Annotated in this window: 15 protein-coding genes and 1 pseudogene; 7 read left to right on the forward strand and 9 right to left on the reverse strand. The window is 62.6% G+C overall.

Going from position 1 to position 15,772, the window contains the following annotated elements; translation table 11 throughout:
- Nucleotides 1–2 precede the first annotated feature (2 nt).
- From EN853_RS07845 to EN853_RS07860, 4 genes are all read right to left on the reverse strand, one after another.
- A complete protein-coding gene (locus tag EN853_RS07845) occupies nucleotides 3–1,100 on the reverse strand; it encodes an ABC transporter ATP-binding protein (RefSeq protein ID WP_127858964.1) in 1,098 nt (365 codons plus the stop codon).
- 14 nt (nucleotides 1,101–1,114) lie between these two features.
- On the reverse strand, nucleotides 1,115–2,005 hold the full coding sequence (locus EN853_RS07850) for a carbohydrate ABC transporter permease (RefSeq protein ID WP_127858965.1): 891 nt from the start codon (nucleotides 2,003–2,005) through the stop codon (nucleotides 1,115–1,117).
- The gene (locus tag EN853_RS07855) at nucleotides 2,002–2,961 is read right to left on the reverse strand and encodes a sugar ABC transporter permease (RefSeq protein ID WP_127858966.1); all 960 of its coding nucleotides are present in this window, start codon (nucleotides 2,959–2,961) and stop codon (nucleotides 2,002–2,004) included. The genes EN853_RS07850 and EN853_RS07855 overlap by 4 nt, the downstream gene beginning before the upstream one ends.
- Before the next feature lie 77 nt (nucleotides 2,962–3,038).
- Complete coding sequence (locus EN853_RS07860) at nucleotides 3,039–4,520, reverse strand: sugar ABC transporter substrate-binding protein (protein WP_127858967.1); 1,482 nt, start codon at nucleotides 4,518–4,520, stop codon at nucleotides 3,039–3,041.
- Between the two features lie 214 nt (nucleotides 4,521–4,734).
- Between EN853_RS07860 and EN853_RS07865 the strand changes: the two genes are divergently transcribed.
- The 5 genes from EN853_RS07865 (at nucleotide 4,735) to EN853_RS07885 (ending at nucleotide 9,725) form a co-directional block, all read left to right on the forward strand.
- Nucleotides 4,735–5,445 (forward strand): GntR family transcriptional regulator, encoded by a 711-nt coding sequence (locus EN853_RS07865; protein WP_127858968.1) that lies wholly within the window; start codon nucleotides 4,735–4,737, stop codon nucleotides 5,443–5,445.
- Nucleotides 5,446–5,479: 34 nt separating this feature from the next.
- Nucleotides 5,480–6,667: a mandelate racemase/muconate lactonizing enzyme family protein gene (locus tag EN853_RS07870; RefSeq protein WP_281061493.1), complete on the forward strand. Its 1,188-nt coding sequence runs from the start codon at nucleotides 5,480–5,482 to the stop codon at nucleotides 6,665–6,667.
- A gap of 60 nt (nucleotides 6,668–6,727) precedes the next feature.
- On the forward strand, nucleotides 6,728–8,086 hold the full coding sequence (locus EN853_RS07875; RefSeq protein WP_127858970.1) for a mandelate racemase/muconate lactonizing enzyme family protein: 1,359 nt from the start codon (nucleotides 6,728–6,730) through the stop codon (nucleotides 8,084–8,086).
- Between the two features lie 103 nt (nucleotides 8,087–8,189).
- Nucleotides 8,190–8,516: an NIPSNAP family protein gene (locus EN853_RS07880; RefSeq protein ID WP_127859076.1), complete on the forward strand. Its 327-nt coding sequence runs from the start codon at nucleotides 8,190–8,192 to the stop codon at nucleotides 8,514–8,516.
- Nucleotides 8,517–8,525: 9 nt separating this feature from the next.
- On the forward strand, nucleotides 8,526–9,725 hold the full coding sequence (locus EN853_RS07885) for a mandelate racemase/muconate lactonizing enzyme family protein (protein ID WP_127858971.1): 1,200 nt from the start codon (nucleotides 8,526–8,528) through the stop codon (nucleotides 9,723–9,725).
- A gap of 80 nt (nucleotides 9,726–9,805) precedes the next feature.
- Here EN853_RS07885 and EN853_RS07890 read toward each other — a convergent pair whose 3' ends face one another.
- From EN853_RS07890 to EN853_RS07910, 5 genes and pseudogenes are all read right to left on the reverse strand, one after another.
- A complete protein-coding gene (locus tag EN853_RS07890) occupies nucleotides 9,806–10,063 on the reverse strand; it encodes a hypothetical protein (RefSeq protein WP_189343868.1) in 258 nt (85 codons plus the stop codon).
- 60 nt (nucleotides 10,064–10,123) lie between these two features.
- Entirely contained in the window at nucleotides 10,124–10,939 is an 816-nt protein-coding gene (locus EN853_RS07895; RefSeq protein WP_127858972.1) for an alpha/beta hydrolase, read from the reverse strand.
- 11 nt (nucleotides 10,940–10,950) lie between these two features.
- A pseudogene (locus EN853_RS07900) lies at nucleotides 10,951–12,437 on the reverse strand (aldehyde dehydrogenase family protein).
- A 19-nt stretch (nucleotides 12,438–12,456) separates the two neighbouring features.
- The gene (locus EN853_RS07905) at nucleotides 12,457–13,683 is read right to left on the reverse strand and encodes an iron-containing alcohol dehydrogenase (protein ID WP_127858973.1); all 1,227 of its coding nucleotides are present in this window, start codon (nucleotides 13,681–13,683) and stop codon (nucleotides 12,457–12,459) included.
- Nucleotides 13,680–14,048, reverse strand: a complete 369-nt coding sequence (locus EN853_RS07910; RefSeq protein WP_348631566.1) for an Ldh family oxidoreductase — start codon at nucleotides 14,046–14,048, stop codon at nucleotides 13,680–13,682. The genes EN853_RS07905 and EN853_RS07910 overlap by 4 nt, the downstream gene beginning before the upstream one ends.
- Before the next feature lie 87 nt (nucleotides 14,049–14,135).
- Between EN853_RS07910 and EN853_RS07915 the strand changes: the two genes are divergently transcribed.
- Nucleotides 14,136–14,834: a GntR family transcriptional regulator gene (locus EN853_RS07915; protein ID WP_127858975.1), complete on the forward strand. Its 699-nt coding sequence runs from the start codon at nucleotides 14,136–14,138 to the stop codon at nucleotides 14,832–14,834.
- A gap of 159 nt (nucleotides 14,835–14,993) precedes the next feature.
- Nucleotides 14,994–15,587 (forward strand): DJ-1/PfpI family protein, encoded by a 594-nt coding sequence (locus EN853_RS07920; RefSeq protein ID WP_127858976.1) that lies wholly within the window; start codon nucleotides 14,994–14,996, stop codon nucleotides 15,585–15,587.
- Nucleotides 15,588–15,772: the final 185 nt, after the last annotated feature.

Below are 15,772 nucleotides of genomic sequence, written 5' to 3' on the forward strand. Positions count from 1 at the left end.
CGTCAGTTGGCCCTCAGAGCCATTTCAGTTTCGCCGTCGAACAGGTGCATGCGCTCCTGGTCGAACTCGAGCCAGATCTGCTCGTCAGGTGTGACGGCGGTGTTGGGAGACACGCTGATGTTGACGATGGCGCCGGAGAGAAACGCTTGCACGAAGGTGATGTCTCCGGTTGGTTCTACCGTATAGGCCTTGGCCGGAATGGCGCCGGGCACCGCGCTCTTGTGCAGCTTGATCGTCGAATGCCGCGCACCGAGGACGACCTTCCTGGTGGCCGCCCGCTGGACCTTGCGCGCATTGGGTTGCGACAGCGCGAGGCTCCAGCCTTCCGCGCTCGTCAGAACGGTGTCGCCGTTTGCCGTCGATGCCTCCAGCGGGATAAGGCTCATCGCCGGGCTGCCCACGAAGCTAGCGACGAACATGTTTACCGGATGGGCGAAAACCTGCGCCGGTGAATCGTATTGCTGCAGGTAGCCGCCGTTCATCACCGCCATCCTGTCGGCCATCGTCACGGCCTCGAGCTGGTCGTGGGTCACGTAGATGATCGTTGCCTTCAAATCCTGATGGAATCGCTTGATTTCGGATCGCATCTGAACGCGCAGCTTTGCGTCGAGATTGGACAGCGGTTCGTCCATCAGGAACACCGCCGGATCTCGAACGAGGGCCCGGCCCAGCGCCACGCGCTGCTGCTGGCCGCCCGAAAGTTCGCGCGGCTTGCGCTCGAGCAGCTGCGTCATGTCGAGCACCCGCGCCGCTTCCCTGACCTTCTTGTCGATCTCGTCCCTGGGCAGCTTGCGCATCTGCAGCGGGAAGGCGAGGTTCATATAGACCGACTTTTGCGGATAGAGCGCGTAGTTCTGGAACACCATTGCGATGTCCCGGTCCTTGGGGTCGAGGTCGTTGACCACCCGTTCGCCTATGAATATGTCGCCCGACGTGACCGAGGTCAGACCCGCCACGAGATTGAGCGTGGTTGTCTTGCCGCAGCCCGAAGGACCGACGAGCGCAACGAACTCGCCGTCATTGACCGTCAGCGACACCTCGTTGACGGCTTTGAAGTTGCCGTAGGACTTGACGAGATCTTTGAGGACCACGTGGGCCATCGGCAAAAAACTCCTTAGTGCTTGACTGCGCCTTCCGTAAGGGCGCGTACGAAGTATCGTTGCAAAACAAGGAACAGCACCACGACGGGGACGCTCATGATGAAGCTGGCCGCCATCAGGCCCGGAAAGTCCGTCGTATTTTCCGAAAAGAAGCGCTGGATGCCGACCGGCAACGTCAGCTGCTCGTTCTTGGAGAGGAAGGTGTAGGCGTAGATGTACTCGTTCCACGCGCCGATGAAGGAATAGATCGCGGTGGCGATGATTCCCGGCGCCGAGAGCGGCATCACGATCAGGACGAAGGCCTGGAACCGCGTCGCTCCGTCGATGCGTGCCGCCTGCTCGAGCTGGATCGGGATGTTATCGTAGAAGCCCTTGAGCAGCCAGATCGCCAGCGGCAGTCCAAAAGTGAGGTAGGTGAGCACAAGCGACCCATGCGTGTTAACCAGCCCGATCGCCCGCATCAGGATGAAGAGCGGCACGAGAAAGATCACCGCGGGGAACATGTTGCGCAGCAGCACGGCGAAGAACAGGAAGTTCCGGCCCGGGAAGGTGAAGCGCGAAAAAGCATAGGCCGCGGGCACCGCCACGATCACCGAAAGGATCGTCGTGGCGGTCGAGACGAAAAGGCTGTTCCAGAAGAAGCGGAGGAAGTCCTGGCCGACGCTGTTTTGCGGATCGAGCAGCTTCTGGTAACTGGCAAGGGTAGGCTGGTCTGGCCACCATTGCGGCGGGAACTGCATCGCCGCGAAGCCGGACTTGATCGAGGTGAGCAGCATCCAGATCATCGGCAATGCCGTGTAAAGCAGCATGAAGACCAGGAAGACCCGCCCGCCCCACCGCCATCCATCGATGCGCATGCGGCGGCTGGTCTGGCCCCGAGGGACTGTCTCGGCAATCGTGCTCATGCGTTCCCTTCCTTCCGCTCATTGCCGCTCAGCGCACGGACGTAGAAGTAGCCGAGCGTCATCAGGATGAGGAACAGAAGCACCGAATAGGCCGATGCCACCCCCCAGCGCTGACGGCCGAAGGCAAGCTCGTAAATGTGGGTGATCCAGATATGCGATGCGTTCGACGGGCCGCCGCCGGTCATGATCCAGGGGATGATGAAGGAATTGAAGTTGGCCACTGCCAGCAGCAGGATCGTCACCGTCGAGACGTTCCTCAAGTGCGGGAAAGTCACGTGCCAGAAGCGCTGCCATGCATTGGCTCCGTCGACCTTTGCGGCGCGCAGCAACTGGTCGGGAACCGTCTGCAGGCCGGCCATCATCATGATCATGGCGAACGGAAACTCACGCCAGATATTGACCACGATCAGGGAGGGCAGCACCGTGCCGACGCTGTCGATGAAGTTCGGCGGCCGGTCTACCAATCCGAGTTCGACCAGCACCGCGCCGATGATCCCAAAATCCGAATGGTAGATCCACTTCCAGATATAGGAGGCGGCGACCGCGCTGATGACCCAGGGAATGATCAGGACGGCGCGCAGGACGCCGCGGCCGATAAAGTCGCGATGGAGCGCCAGCGCGGTGGCAAAGCCCAGGACAAAGGAGACGAAGGTGGATCCCAGCGTCCAGACAAGAGTGTTCCAGGTGACCTTCCAGAACACCTCACTGGTGAGGATGGCCTTGTAGTTATCGAGGCCGACGAAGATCTTGTCCCGCAGCTGCAGGCCAGGCGGCGTACTGAAGAACGACAGCTCGATCGTGTAGTAGATCGGATAGGCGATGACGATGAGCATCACGACGATCGCCGGCAGGACATACGCGTAGTCGGCGCGATGCTCCCAGATATTGCGCAGCGCGCCGGACCTGTCGGGTTGCAATGGTCGGCGAGCCTCGGTCTGGCCGGTCACGATCGTCACTTTGGCGTGCCCTTGTTCTTCGGAGCCAACCGGCCGCACTCTCGGCGCAGCCGGTCGGATCTCAGGTCAGGCTTCGGCTAGAGTCCGCCGCCCATCAGGTCTTTCACCTTCTTGGCTGCGTCGTCCGCTGCCTGGTCGACGGTCATCGCTCCGGTCAGGGCATTTTGCAGCATGTCCGGGACGATGATGTTCATGATCTCGGGAGACTGCGGCAGCGCCGGGAAAGGGATGCCGTATGGCAGCATCGAGGTCGTCACATCGAGGAACTTGATGTTGTCCAGACGTTCCTTCATCCATTTGGTCTTGAAGCCGTTGAGGTTGCCCGGGTTCGAGCCGGCGTAAGCCATCTTCAGCGACCATTCGGGGCTCGTCCACATGCAGATGATGGCCTTTGCCGCCGGCTCGTCCACCTTGCCGCCCTCGACATATTCGGGCTTCAGGATGTGAATGTTTGAGCCGCCGAATACGACGGCACGCTTGCCGTCCGGGCCGGTCGGGATGAGGCCGTAGCGCATGTTGTCGATGACCGTTTGCGCCTTGTCCTTGTCGGCGCCCGTAGCCTTCTTCTGCAGGTCGAGCATGACGTTGTAGTCTGACGGGTGCGAGATCATCATGCCGAGCTGGCCGGCCAGGAACAGGGGCTGGTTGTCGGCCTGCTGGTTGGTGAGCGCCGAAACCGGAACCGACTTGTCCCGGACATACATATCGTAAGAGGCCTGCAGCGCCGCCTTGCTCTGCGGGCTGTTGAGCTCGATCTCCTTGTAGGTCGGGTCCGCCTTCGCCTCGTCGAAGACGCCGCCGCCATAGGCCCACAGCTGCGGCATGAATCGATAGGGCGTGTTGCCGGCGTTCTTGCGGGCTACGAGGCCATAACCGGCAATGCCGAGCTTGTCGTGGATCTGCTTGGAATACTTCACGACGTCGTCCCAGGTTGCCGGAGGCTTGTTCGGATCGAGGCCCGCGCGCTTGAAGATGTCGGCGTTCCAGATGAACGCCATCGTCTCGTTGTTGGTTGGAATACCGTAGGTCACGCCGTCCCAGGTGACGGCCTTCATGGCGCCGGGCCAGAAATCCTCGGTCGAATAGCCCACATCCTCGGGCTTGAGCGGCTGCAGATAGCCCTTCGAGGCGAACTCGGTACCACCCAGGATCTGCAGGCGGACCGCCATCGGCGCCGCGTTGCCCAGGAGCGCCGTGCGGAACTTGTCGAGCAGGTCGTTGTAGGTGAGGGCCTGTTCCTCGAGCTGGATGTTCGGATAGGTCTTGCGGAAGTTTGCGAAGAAATCCTTGTAGTACTGGCGCAGGAGGTCGGGGTCGCCCTCGAACACGCCCTGGTACCAGAAAGTCAGCCGCCCCTTGTAGTCGAGCGGGGTGACCTTGGCGCAATCGCCCGCCGTATCAAAATCCTGCGTGCCCGCGATCGAGCGCACATATTCCGGCGACCACTTGCTCACGTCGACCGGCGGCGCGCCCAGCGCCGGCGCCGACATCAACGATGCCATTAAAGCAGTCGAAACAGTGCCGCGCAGGACGGCACCACCGAGTGTAATCCTCGTCATAGGTATCCTCCAGGTTCTCTCCCACGCCGCTTCGCTTCGAGGCAAGCGGTCCTTGCTCGTTTCGACCACGGAACATCGATCTGTGTATCCCTTCGGTCTATTTGTACGTTTTCAGATCGTGAATTGTCTGTCAACGTGCCAGATCGTACATTGTTTATCGAAACTTTGCGTGATAATCGGAAAGAGTGTGTATTGATCCAGGGGGAACGGGGCCTTGGCCGAACCAACCGATTTTAAAGCCAAACCACCTGCGGGGATTGACCCCATAGGGGCCTCCAGCGAGGGCGCCTCGATCTATGAACTGATCAGGGAAGACATCATCGAGGGGCGGCTCGCCGCCAATGAGCGGCTTGTGGTCACTGATCTCGCCCGCCGTCACGGCACTTCGACCAACCCCGTGCGCGAGGCCCTTCAGCTGCTGCGCGGCGAGGGCTTTGTCATCTTTGCCCCCAACAGGGGCGCGCGCGTCCGGCCTATAGATCAGGAATTTGTCCGCGATATCTACGAGATCGGCGTTCTCATCGAGCCGGCCCTGACCAGATGGTTCGTGAACATGGCCACCGGCGAGGACATCGCCGAACTCGAACGTATCCAGGGTCTAATCGAAGAGAACAACTTTGCCGATACATTCAGGCACAGTGAGCTGGATACCGCCTTCCACACCGTGATGTACCAGCGGCACTACAACCGCCATGCCGCCGAGCTTTGGTGGAAGCATCGCGAAGTGCTGCGAGCCGTGAGCCGGCGTTTCGATTTCACGCTTGCGCGACGTGCCGCGATCATTCGCGAGCACCGCGAGCTCATCGCGCTCGTAAAGGCGGGAGAAGGCGACAAGGCGGCCGAGCTCGTTGCCCGCCATGTCGAGGGCTCCGGCCGGCACATCCTCGAACATATGCGAGCCCGCAACGCCGCGCGGGCCGGATAGAACACACCTGGCCGGGAATGCCTTCAGCCCGGCCATTCAGACAAAGGTAGCTGACATGAAAATCACGAGCGTTCGGCCGTGGCTGATCAAGTCCGATGCGTCTTATTGGGGGGAGTACTTGTTCGTCGAAGTGACGACCGACGAGGGGGTTAGTGGCTGGGGAGAGATCACCACCACGACGAAGCTCGCCAACCGCGCTCTGTGCACGATCCTGCGGCAGATCGGTTCCGCCATGGCAGGTGAGGATCCCTCGCGCATTGAGCATCTCTGGCACAAGATCTTCCGCAGCTTCACCTACATGGGCAGCCGCGGCGCCGCGGTCGAATGCGTCAGCGCCATCGACATAGCGCTCTGGGACATCCGCGGCAAAGTCCTCGGCAAGCCGATCTATGAGTTGCTGGGCGGACCAGTGCGCGATGAGATCGCCCTCTACACCCACCCCAACCAGGCCAAGTTCACCAGCAAGGAGGCCGTGGTCCGCGAAATTCGGGACATCGTCGAGTCCGGCCATACCGGGCTCAAGTTCGATCCGTTCCCCCACCAGGGTCCCAGCGTCGACGGCGAGGCCCGCGAAAGGCGGGACGGCTATCTCGATGGCGGCATGACCCGCAAGGACGAGCGCGAAGCGGCCGAGCTCACGGCCCTGATCCGCGAAACGGCGGGCCCCGATGTCGACATCCTCATCGATGCGCATGGCCGCTTCGACGTTCCCACCGCTATTCGCCTCTGTCGCAGCCTCGAGGAAGCCGGCCAGATCGACTGGTTCGAGGAGCCTTGCCCGCCCGAAAGCCTCAACGCCCTCAAGCAGGTGCGCGACAAGGTCAGCGCCGCCATCTCGTGGGGCGAGCGCGGCCACACGAAGTGGGACTTCGTGCCGGTGCTCGAGAACAAGCTCGCTGACTACATCATGCCTGACGTCACCTGGACCGGCGGCATTACCGAGCTCAAGAAGATTTCCGCCCTCTGCGAAGCCTACTACGTCCCCGTCTCGCCACATGACGCCGCGGGACCGATCAACGTGGTTGCCGGAGCGCAGGTGATGATGACGGTTCCCAACTTCTACAAGCTCGAAACGTCGGAGTGGAACCTGGGCAAGTACGATCACCTCATCGACAGCCCGCTCGACGTGTCGAACGGCAGCCTCAAGCTGACGTCGAGGCCGGGTCTCGGTGTCGAGATGGATCGCGACTACCTGCAGGCCCATGAGATTGAGCTGGGCTAGCAACGCTCTGCGCCCCGGCGCACGGGCGACAAACCCCGCCGACCAGAACGAGGACAAGTCATGCCAAAAACGGGTGGAGCCGACGAGGCTCTCAATCGGGTCAACACCAATTCCAGGCCGTCTGAATTGCGCATCACCGACATGCGGGTAGCCGAAATCGTCGGCGCGCCGTTCACCTCGGCGCTGCTCAAGATCTACACCAACCAGGGCATCGTCGGGCTTGGCGAGGTGCGCGACGGCGCCAGCGCCACCTACGCGCTGATGCTGAAGAGCCGGCTGCTCGGCGAGAACCCTTGCGACATCGACCGCCTGTTTCGCCGCATCAAGCAGTTCGGCGGGCACGGCCGCCAAGGCGGCGGCGTCTCGGCGGTCGAAATCGCGTTGTGGGACCTCGCCGGCAAGGCCTATGGCGTCCCGATCTACCAGATGCTGGGCGGCAAGTTTCGCGATCGCGTGCGCGTCTACTGCGATACCGATGCCGAGAAACCGAGCGGCACCGAAACCGGCAAGCGCCTCAAGGCGCGCATGGATCGTGGATTCACCTTCCTCAAGATGGACCTGGGCCTGATGCAGATCGCCCATGTCCCGGGCGCCGTCGTGGCGCCCGCAGGCGCGCTCGAAGGGTTTCACGCCAATCCGCGCGGCCGTGGCGGCACGCCCCAGCAGCGTAAGGCCCGCAATCTCGCCTACGATGCGCAGAACGTGCAGCACCCGTTCACGGGGCTGCATTTCACCGAGAAGGGTATCGATCTGCTGGAGCAGTATATCCACGAGGTTCGCGAGGTCATCGGTTACGAGATTCCCTTAGCCATCGATCATGTCGGCCACATCTCGCTGCAGGACGGCATCCGCCTGTCGCGCCGCATCGAGAAATACGTCCCGGCCTGGCTCGAGGACGTCATTCCTTGGCAATACACCGAGCAATACCGGCAGCTGCAGCAAGCGACCTCGGTGCCGATCTGCACCGGCGAGGATATCTACCTCAAGGAGGGCTTCGAGCCACTGCTCAAGAGCGGCGGCCTCTCAGTCATCCACCCGGACCTGCTCACCAGCGGCGGCATCCTCGAGACCAAGAAGATCGGCGACATGGCGCAGGACCACGGCGTCGCCATGGCCATCCACATGGCCGAAAGCCCGATCGCCGCCATGGCCGCCGCACATGTCGCCACCGCGACCGAAAACTTCATGGCGCTCGAATACCACTCCGCCGATGTCGACTGGTGGGACGATATCGTCACCGGCCTGCCCAAGCCGCTCGTCAAGGACGGCTTTATCACTGTTCTGGACAAGCCGGGCCTGGGGATTGACGACGTGGTCGACGAGGTAATCTCGCTGCACCTGCAACCGGGTGTCACAGGGATATGGCAATGCACCGAGCATTGGGACAATGAATTTAGCTGGGACCGGACCTGGAGTTAGCCCAGACCCCTTGCCCTCATTCCCTCAGGCTCACAGGGCCAACGACCGACCATTCGTGTCGACCTCTCCCAAAGGAGAGGCGAAGAAAGAAACGGACGAAACCATGATCTACGAACTGCGCATCTATGACTGCCTGCCAGGCAGGCTGCCGGCTTTGCTCAAGCGCTTTTCCGACCAAACGCTGGCCATCTGGGAGAGGCATGGCATCCGCCAAGCCGGGTTTTTCACCACGGCGATCGGCGAAAACAGCAATCGCCTCACCTATTTCCTCGCCTGGGAATCGCTGGCCGAGCGTGAGACGAAATGGTCGGCTTTCGTCACCGATCCGGTATGGCACAGGGCCCGGGACGAGTCTGAGCGCGACGGGCAGATCATTGCCAATATCAGCAGCCAGCTGCTCACGCCGACAGCTTTCTCGTCTGTGAAATAGGACTGCGCCATGAAGATCACCGACCTGCGCTGCGCTGTGATAGGCAAGCATCCGATCGTGCGCATCGTGACCGACGAGGGCCTGTATGGCCTTGGCGAAGTAGAGTTCACCAAGACCTATCTCAGGCCCTTTGTGCTGCATTTCCGCGACGCGCTGATCGGCGAGGATCCGACCGACGTCGAGCGGGTGATGCTGAAGATCCGCCAGCGCGGCTCGTTCAAGCCTTATGGCGCCGCGGTCAGCGCCATCGAGCATGCGCTGTGGGACATTGCCGGCAAGGCCGCGGGCGTGCCGGTCTACAAGCTGCTCGGCGGCAAGGTGCGCGACAAGGTGCGCGTCTATAACGGATCGATCCGCCGCAAGCGCGCGGGCGACCGGCCGGAGGATTACGCCGCCGACGTCAAATGGATGATGGAGCAGCCGCAGAACTTCTTCATGATCAAGCAGGGAATCTCGTTCCACTCCAACATGAAGGATACCATCGAAGACTTCCATTACGGCGTGACGCAGAAGAAGGCTGGCTATCACGGCGCTATGGACCAGGGCGTCATCAGCGAGCGCGGTTTCAACAACATGCTCGACTGCGTGATCGCGATGAAGGAAGTGCTGGGCGACAAGGTCAGCCTGGCGCTTGACTGTGGTCCGGGCTGGATGCTGCCTGATGCGATCAGGTTCGCTCGCGCGGTCGAGAAGTACAATTTGATGTGGCTCGAGGACATGCTGACCGGCGACTATGTGCCGTGGGTCAATCCGCAGGCCTATCGGGAGCTGACCACCTCCACGTCGACGCCGATCCACACCGGCGAGCAGATCTACCTGCGGCACAATTTCAAGGAGCTGATCGAGACGCAGGCCGTGCGCGTCATCGGCCCAGATCCTGCCGATATCGGCGGCATCGCTGAGCTCAAATGGGTCGCCGAGCACGCCTATATGCACTCGATCCTGATGGCGCCGCACGGAACGGCGAACGGGCTGCTCGGCCTCGGCGCGCTGATCAATGTCTGCGCCACCTTGCCGGCCAACTACATCGCCTTCGAATACCCGAGCGCCTCCGACCCCTGGTGGGAGGACCTCGTAATCGGCCTGCCGCGGCAGATCGTTAAGGATAGCATGGTGGATCTGTTGGAAGCGCCGGGGCTGGGCCTCGATATCGATGCCGAAGCAGCCGGGAAATATCTCAGGGACGAGGATGCGGGCTTCTTCGACTGAGCCACGCTTCTGCCCTGCACCACGCGAACCGCTTCACCCGTCGCAGCTCGACCGCGCGACATCGCACACGCGATTGCTGCTCATGAACCTGCCGGTTCCGCACGCCAGTTATACTGTTGCCGGAACCCGAGGACTTCGCGCAGCTTGCGATTTGAGATCGGACCTTCGAAATCATCCATCGGCCGCGTGATTGGCGTACCGGGGGCGTGGGTCTTCAGAAACGCTTCCGTGGGGATGTCGGCGACAATATTGTCATTGACGGCGTTGAACACCTGGAATCCCAGGCCGCTCTTCTCGATGCACAGATGCACGATCCGGCCAAGGTCGCGCGCGTCCATGTTGGTCCAGCCGTCGCGCCGTCTCTTGGCCGGATCCCGTCCGGGCGCGCACCTATGGTTTCACCTTGAAACAAGGTCTTCCAACAACCCGGCGGCATCGGTGCCGAGCAGGCCCATATCGCGCACGATGCTCATGTGATTGGCGTTCGTTACGGCGGTCCGCCGGACACGCAGTCCCTGTTCTTGCAGATGGAGCGCAAATGCCTCGGCCTGGCGATGGAAGGGAGCCGTTTCCTCGGCGCCAACCGCGATTTCGACCGCGACAGCCGGGTCGAAGCGGTGGGTGAGGGGGCTGAACGACGCGACTTCCTCTCCCGTGATGCCAATTTCGGCGGCCAGGAACGAGGTCTGCAGGGGCTCCAGGTCATAGAGGCCGCTAAGCAGCAGGGCCCCCTTGATCTTCGATGGCCTGCTGCCGTCGCCGAGAACCATTGTCGCAAGGTGGGCGCCGGCGGAATGACCGCTGACGGTCAGTCGCTCGGGATCGCCGCCATACTGCGCGATGCAGGCAAGCACCCATTGTTGTGCCCGGCGCACCTGGTCGACGATCGCGGCCATCCTGACCGCCGGCATCAGCGCATAGTCGACGATGACCGCGATCGCGCCGGCGCGCGTCACCGTCTCGGCGATGTAGGAATAGTCGCGTTTCGAGAACATGCGCCAGTAGCCGCCATGGATGAACATGTGCACGGGCAGGCCGTCGCGTTTGCCTTCCGGGAAGAACAGGTCGACGGTCTCGGTAGCGTCCGGCCCATAGGCGATATCGGCAACCATCGGAAGTCTCAGCCTCACCTCCGCGCTCAGACGAACGATCTCTGCGACAATGTCGTCGAACTCGGCGACGTGGTCGCGAATGCGAAAGGGATCCTTGGTCATCGTCTCTCAGCTCAGATCGTCACGGCGATGTATTTTGCCTCCATGAACTCGGCAATGCCGTGTTTCTGCCCGCCTTCACGGCCGAGCCCGCTCTGCTTGACGCCGCCGAAGGGCGCAGCCGGATCGGACATCAGGCCGCGGTTGAGGGCGATCATACCTGACTCGATCTTCGAAGCCACACGCATACCCCTGGCCAGGTCGCGGGTGTAGATGTAGGCGGCGAGACCGTATTCGGTGTCGTTGGCGCGGGCGATGACCTCGGCCTCGTCCTCGAAGCGCGCGATCGGCGCGACCGGGCCGAATATCTCCTCGTGCGCCATGTCGGCATCGGCGGGCACGTTGCGAAGCACCGTCGGCGGGTAGAAGTAGCCTCTGCCCTGGGCTATCGCACCCCCGCACAGGACCTCGGCGCCGCGGCCCACGGCATCTCTTACCAGACGGTCGATCTTGTCGACGGCCTTCCCCGTGATCATCGGGCCGCATTCGGTGTCGGCATCCGTTCCGGAGCCGACCTTCAGGGCGGTCATGCGTTTGCGCAGGCCTTCGGCGAAGCTGTCATGGATGCCGGCCTGGGCGTAGATGCGGTTGGCTGCTGTACAGGCCTCGCCGGCGTTGCGCATCTTGGCCACCATTGCCCCATCCAGTGCAGCCTCCAGGTCGGCGTCATCGAAGACGATGAAAGGCGCGTTGCCGCCGAGCTCCATCGAGCACGATATGACGTGCTTCGCCGCCTCGGCCAGAAGCACGCGACCGACGCCGGTTGACCCCGTGAAGGAGAGCTTGCGCACGCGCGAATCGGCCAGCATGGCCGCCGTCAGCGGGCCGGGATTGGAGGTTGTGAGCACGTTGACGACGCCTGGCGGAACGCCTGCCTCCTCGTAGAGCGCGGCGAGCGCGTAGGCGGTCAGCGGCGTCTCGCTGGCGGGCTTGAGGATGACTGTGCAGCCGGCAGCAAGAGCGGGCGCAATCTTGCGCGTGGCCATGGCGGCCGGGAAGTTCCAGGGTGTAATGAGGACGCAGACGCCGATCGGCTGGTAGTCGACGACGATCCGGTTGGCGCCTGACGGCGCGAGGCCGAACTCGCCGCTGATGCGAACTGCTTCTTCGGCGTTCCAGCGAAAGAACTCGGCCGCGTAGATCACCTCGGCGCGCGCGTCTCGCAGCGCCTTGCCATTTTCCAGCGAGATAAGCGCTGCGAGCGTCTCCGCCCGTTCGGTCATCAGCTCGAAGCAGCGCGCAGGATTTCCGAACGCTTGCGCGGCGCGGTATCGCGCCAGCCCGCCGCCGCCTTGGCCGCCGCTTCGACGGCGGCCTGGGCATCGGCCAGCGTCGCATCCGGCACCGCCGCGATCACGGCCTCGGTCGACGGATCGACGACCTTGATATGGCGACCGTCGGACGACGGTCGCCATTGTCCGCCGATATAGAGCCCGTGCGAGAACGTGTTGTAGTCGAACATGTCTGGATCGTCGTCCAATAACACTGGAGAAATGTTCATCGGAATGCCCCTTGCTCGGTCAGAATGCGCTCGCTGCCATATCGCCGTCGTAGGCCGCTTTCACCAGCCGTCGCATACCGGCGATATCGAAGCGGCGAGGGTTGTTCTTGATCAGCCGGTCGATGCCGAGCGCCTGCTCAGCGGTCCAGTCGACTTTGTCCTCGGGCAGGCCAAGCTCGGCCAGCGTCGGCGTGATGCCGATGGAACCGAACAGCCGGGCCACCTCGTCAATGGTCGCGCGCGCCACCTGTTCAGCTGTGCCATCTGCCCGCGCCAGGCCGAGAGCGGCGCCGACCTGTGCGATCTCGGCGGTCGCGGCGGGCAGGTTATAGTTCATCACGTAGGGCAGCATCGTCGCCACGCCCAATCCGTGCGGCGTGTGCGTCAGCGCGCCGACGGGATATTGCACGGCGTGGGCGGCTGCCGTTCCGGCTGTGCCGAAGGCGCAGCCGGCAGCCAGGGCGCCCATCATGACATCGGCGCGCGCCACCTCGTCCGCTCCGTCGCGAAACGCCTTTTCGAGACTGCGGCCGAGAAGCCTGATCGCCAGCAGGGCGAAATGGTCGGTCAGCGCGCTCTTGCCGACAAAGACATGTTGCTGCGGCAAGGCGGAATCGGCTTCGCGTCTCATTGCCGTGAAAGCCTCGATGGCGTGGGTAAGCGCGTCGGCTCCGGTGATGGCCGTCAGCGACGGTGGACACGTCATGGTGAGCTCCGGATCGCAGAGCGCGACGGCGGCGATGAGGTAGGGGCTGGAGATGCCGACCTTGAGCGTCCGTTCCGAATCGGAGATGACGGCCACCGGGGTCACCTCCGAGCCCGTGCCGGCCGTGGTGGGCACGGCGATGACGGGAAGAATGGGGCCCGGCACCTTGAACTCGCCGTAGTAGTCCTGGAGCCTGCCTCCGCGACTGAGCAGCAGCGCCGCGCACTTGGCCATGTCGAGGCAACTGCCGCCGCCGATGCCGATCACCATGTCCGGCTTGAAATCCTTTGCCTGCGCGACGCATACGGCGACGCTGTCGCGAGGAACGTCGGGCAAGGTGCGGTCATGGACGAGCGTGTCGATCGAGGCTGCCTTCAATGCGGCTAGGATTTCGGCAAATTGGGATGTCGCCGCGAAACGCTCGTCGGTGCAGATGAAGGCGCGCCGGCCATGTCTGGCGGCGATGGCAGGCAGCGCGTGGCGCTGGCCCTTGCCGAACAGAATTTCGCGCGGCAGACGCGTCACTGCAAACAAGGTCATGAAACGTGTCCTTCGAAAATGGATTGGTGGCCGAGGGGGTTGAGCGCATTCCAAAGGCTGGTTTCGACCGCGAAACCTTCTGTGAGGGTTTGTGCCCGGCGCGCCGCTGCTTGGTCGCCGGGCAGCGCAGCCGGTGCGGTGCCGCGAATGTTCGGCGCCGGCTCGAGGCAGGCGAGGGCGGCGGCCAGCAGCTCAAGCGCCAAGCCTAGCCCATAGCCTTTCGCGCCGGCGAAAGGCGCGAGTGCGCCCTGCTTGAGGTCAGCGGCATTGGTGGTGGTGGTGCACCCTTCGGCATCGAGCACGCAGCCCTGCGGCGGCGGGGTTCCGTTGGTAGCCGCCCGCGTGCTGTCCCTGCCCACCCTCACGCCGTATCCTCTATAAGATCGTATAGGATATAGGATTGAATTGCTCAAAGCATCGTGTTAGTGCTTGCCTCTGTCAAGGGGCAAACGATGCAGTATCCGGACCTATCAGTCGACAGCGATGCCCGGCCGGCCGGCCGTATCCAGCGCGCCAACAGCCTGGCTGGCGATGTCTACGAAGCCATCTTCGCGCAGTTGATGTCGCTCAGGATCGCGCCGGGGTCGCGGATCACGGTCGACAACCTTGTCAGGGAGTTCAACGTCTCGCACACGCCCATCCGCGAGGCCCTCGGCCGCCTGGAAGGCGAGGGCCTTGTGTTGAAGACCCATCTCATAGGCTACCGCGCCGCGCCACAGATAACCCGGCGGCGCTTCGACGAACTTTACGAACTGCGACTGCTGCTGGAGCCCGCCGCCGCCGCGAAGGCGACGGCCGCTCTCGACGAGCCGCGTCTGGCAATTCTTCGGGAGGCAGCGGGGGTCATGGCTCGCCGGGTGGGGAAAGACGAGCGTCTGCGCTATTCGAATTTTGCTCGCCAGGACGCGATCTTCCACGACAAGATCATGGAGTTCGCCCAGAACGAGTTGATCCGCGAAACGCTCAGCCACCAGCATACGCACTTCCATATCTTTCGCCTGATGTATCACTCGCGCGTCACGGAGGAAGCGCTCGATGAGCATGAAGCCATCCTCGCAGCCTTCACCGCCGGCGATCCTCGCGCCGCCGAAAAGGCGATGCGCGTGCATATCGAGAATTCGCGGGATCGGCTCCTGCCTGCCTTCGAGTAGCCGCTCCTATGTCCGTCAAGCTCGACGCGCCGCTGATCACCCAGGGCAACGCCAAGGAATGCTGCTTCCCGGATTCCCCCTTCTGACAAGCGATTTTCTGAGGCCCAAAAAGACAAGGACGGGCGCGCCTTGTTCCAACCGAGATCGAGAGGAAGAGCCATGCCAGGCAAGAAGATACTGATGCTTACCGGTGAGTTCACCGAGGAATACGAAATTTTTGTCTACCAGCAGGCGATGGAAGCCGTCGGCCATACGGTCCACGTCGTGTGTCCTGACAAGAATGCGGGAGACCTGATCAAGACCTCGCTGCACGACTTCGAGGGCGACCAGACCTACACGGAGAAGCTTGGCCACTATGCTCTGATCAACAAGACCTTTTCCGAAGCAGAAAAGCAGCTCGACCAGTATCATGCGGTTTACTGCGCCGGCGGCCGCGGTCCGGAATACATCCGTACCGACAAGCGCGTTCAGGCGATGGTGCGCCATTTTCATGAAGCCAAGAAGCCGATCTTCACGATTTGCCACGGCGTGCAGATCCTGGTTGCGGTCGACGGCGTCGTGCGCGGCAAGAAGGTCGGCGCGCTGGGCGCCTGCGAGCCGGAGGTCACATTGGCGGGTGGCACCTACATCGACCTGTCCCCCACCGAGGCCTATGTCGACGGCACCATGGTTTCGGCCAAAGGCTGGACCGCGCTTGCCGCCTTTATCCGCGAGTGCCTGAACGTGCTCGGAACGGAAATTCGGCACGCCTGACGCCGCCCGCATGAGCCGCTCATAACCGTCGCATGATCCGGGCGCGGCGCGCGTCCGGATCATGCTCGATTCACGGTTCTCTCCTGTCGGAATACTTCAACCGGAGCCTTCGCACCCTGCCTGCCCGGACAGGCTGGCCAATTCACCGCGAAGTCGAGGGCGCTGGTCCCGGAACGCACGGTTCA

The sequence above is a fragment of the Mesorhizobium sp. M1C.F.Ca.ET.210.01.1.1 genome, from assembly GCF_004791585.1.
Lineage (GTDB): Bacteria > Pseudomonadota > Alphaproteobacteria > Rhizobiales > Rhizobiaceae > Mesorhizobium.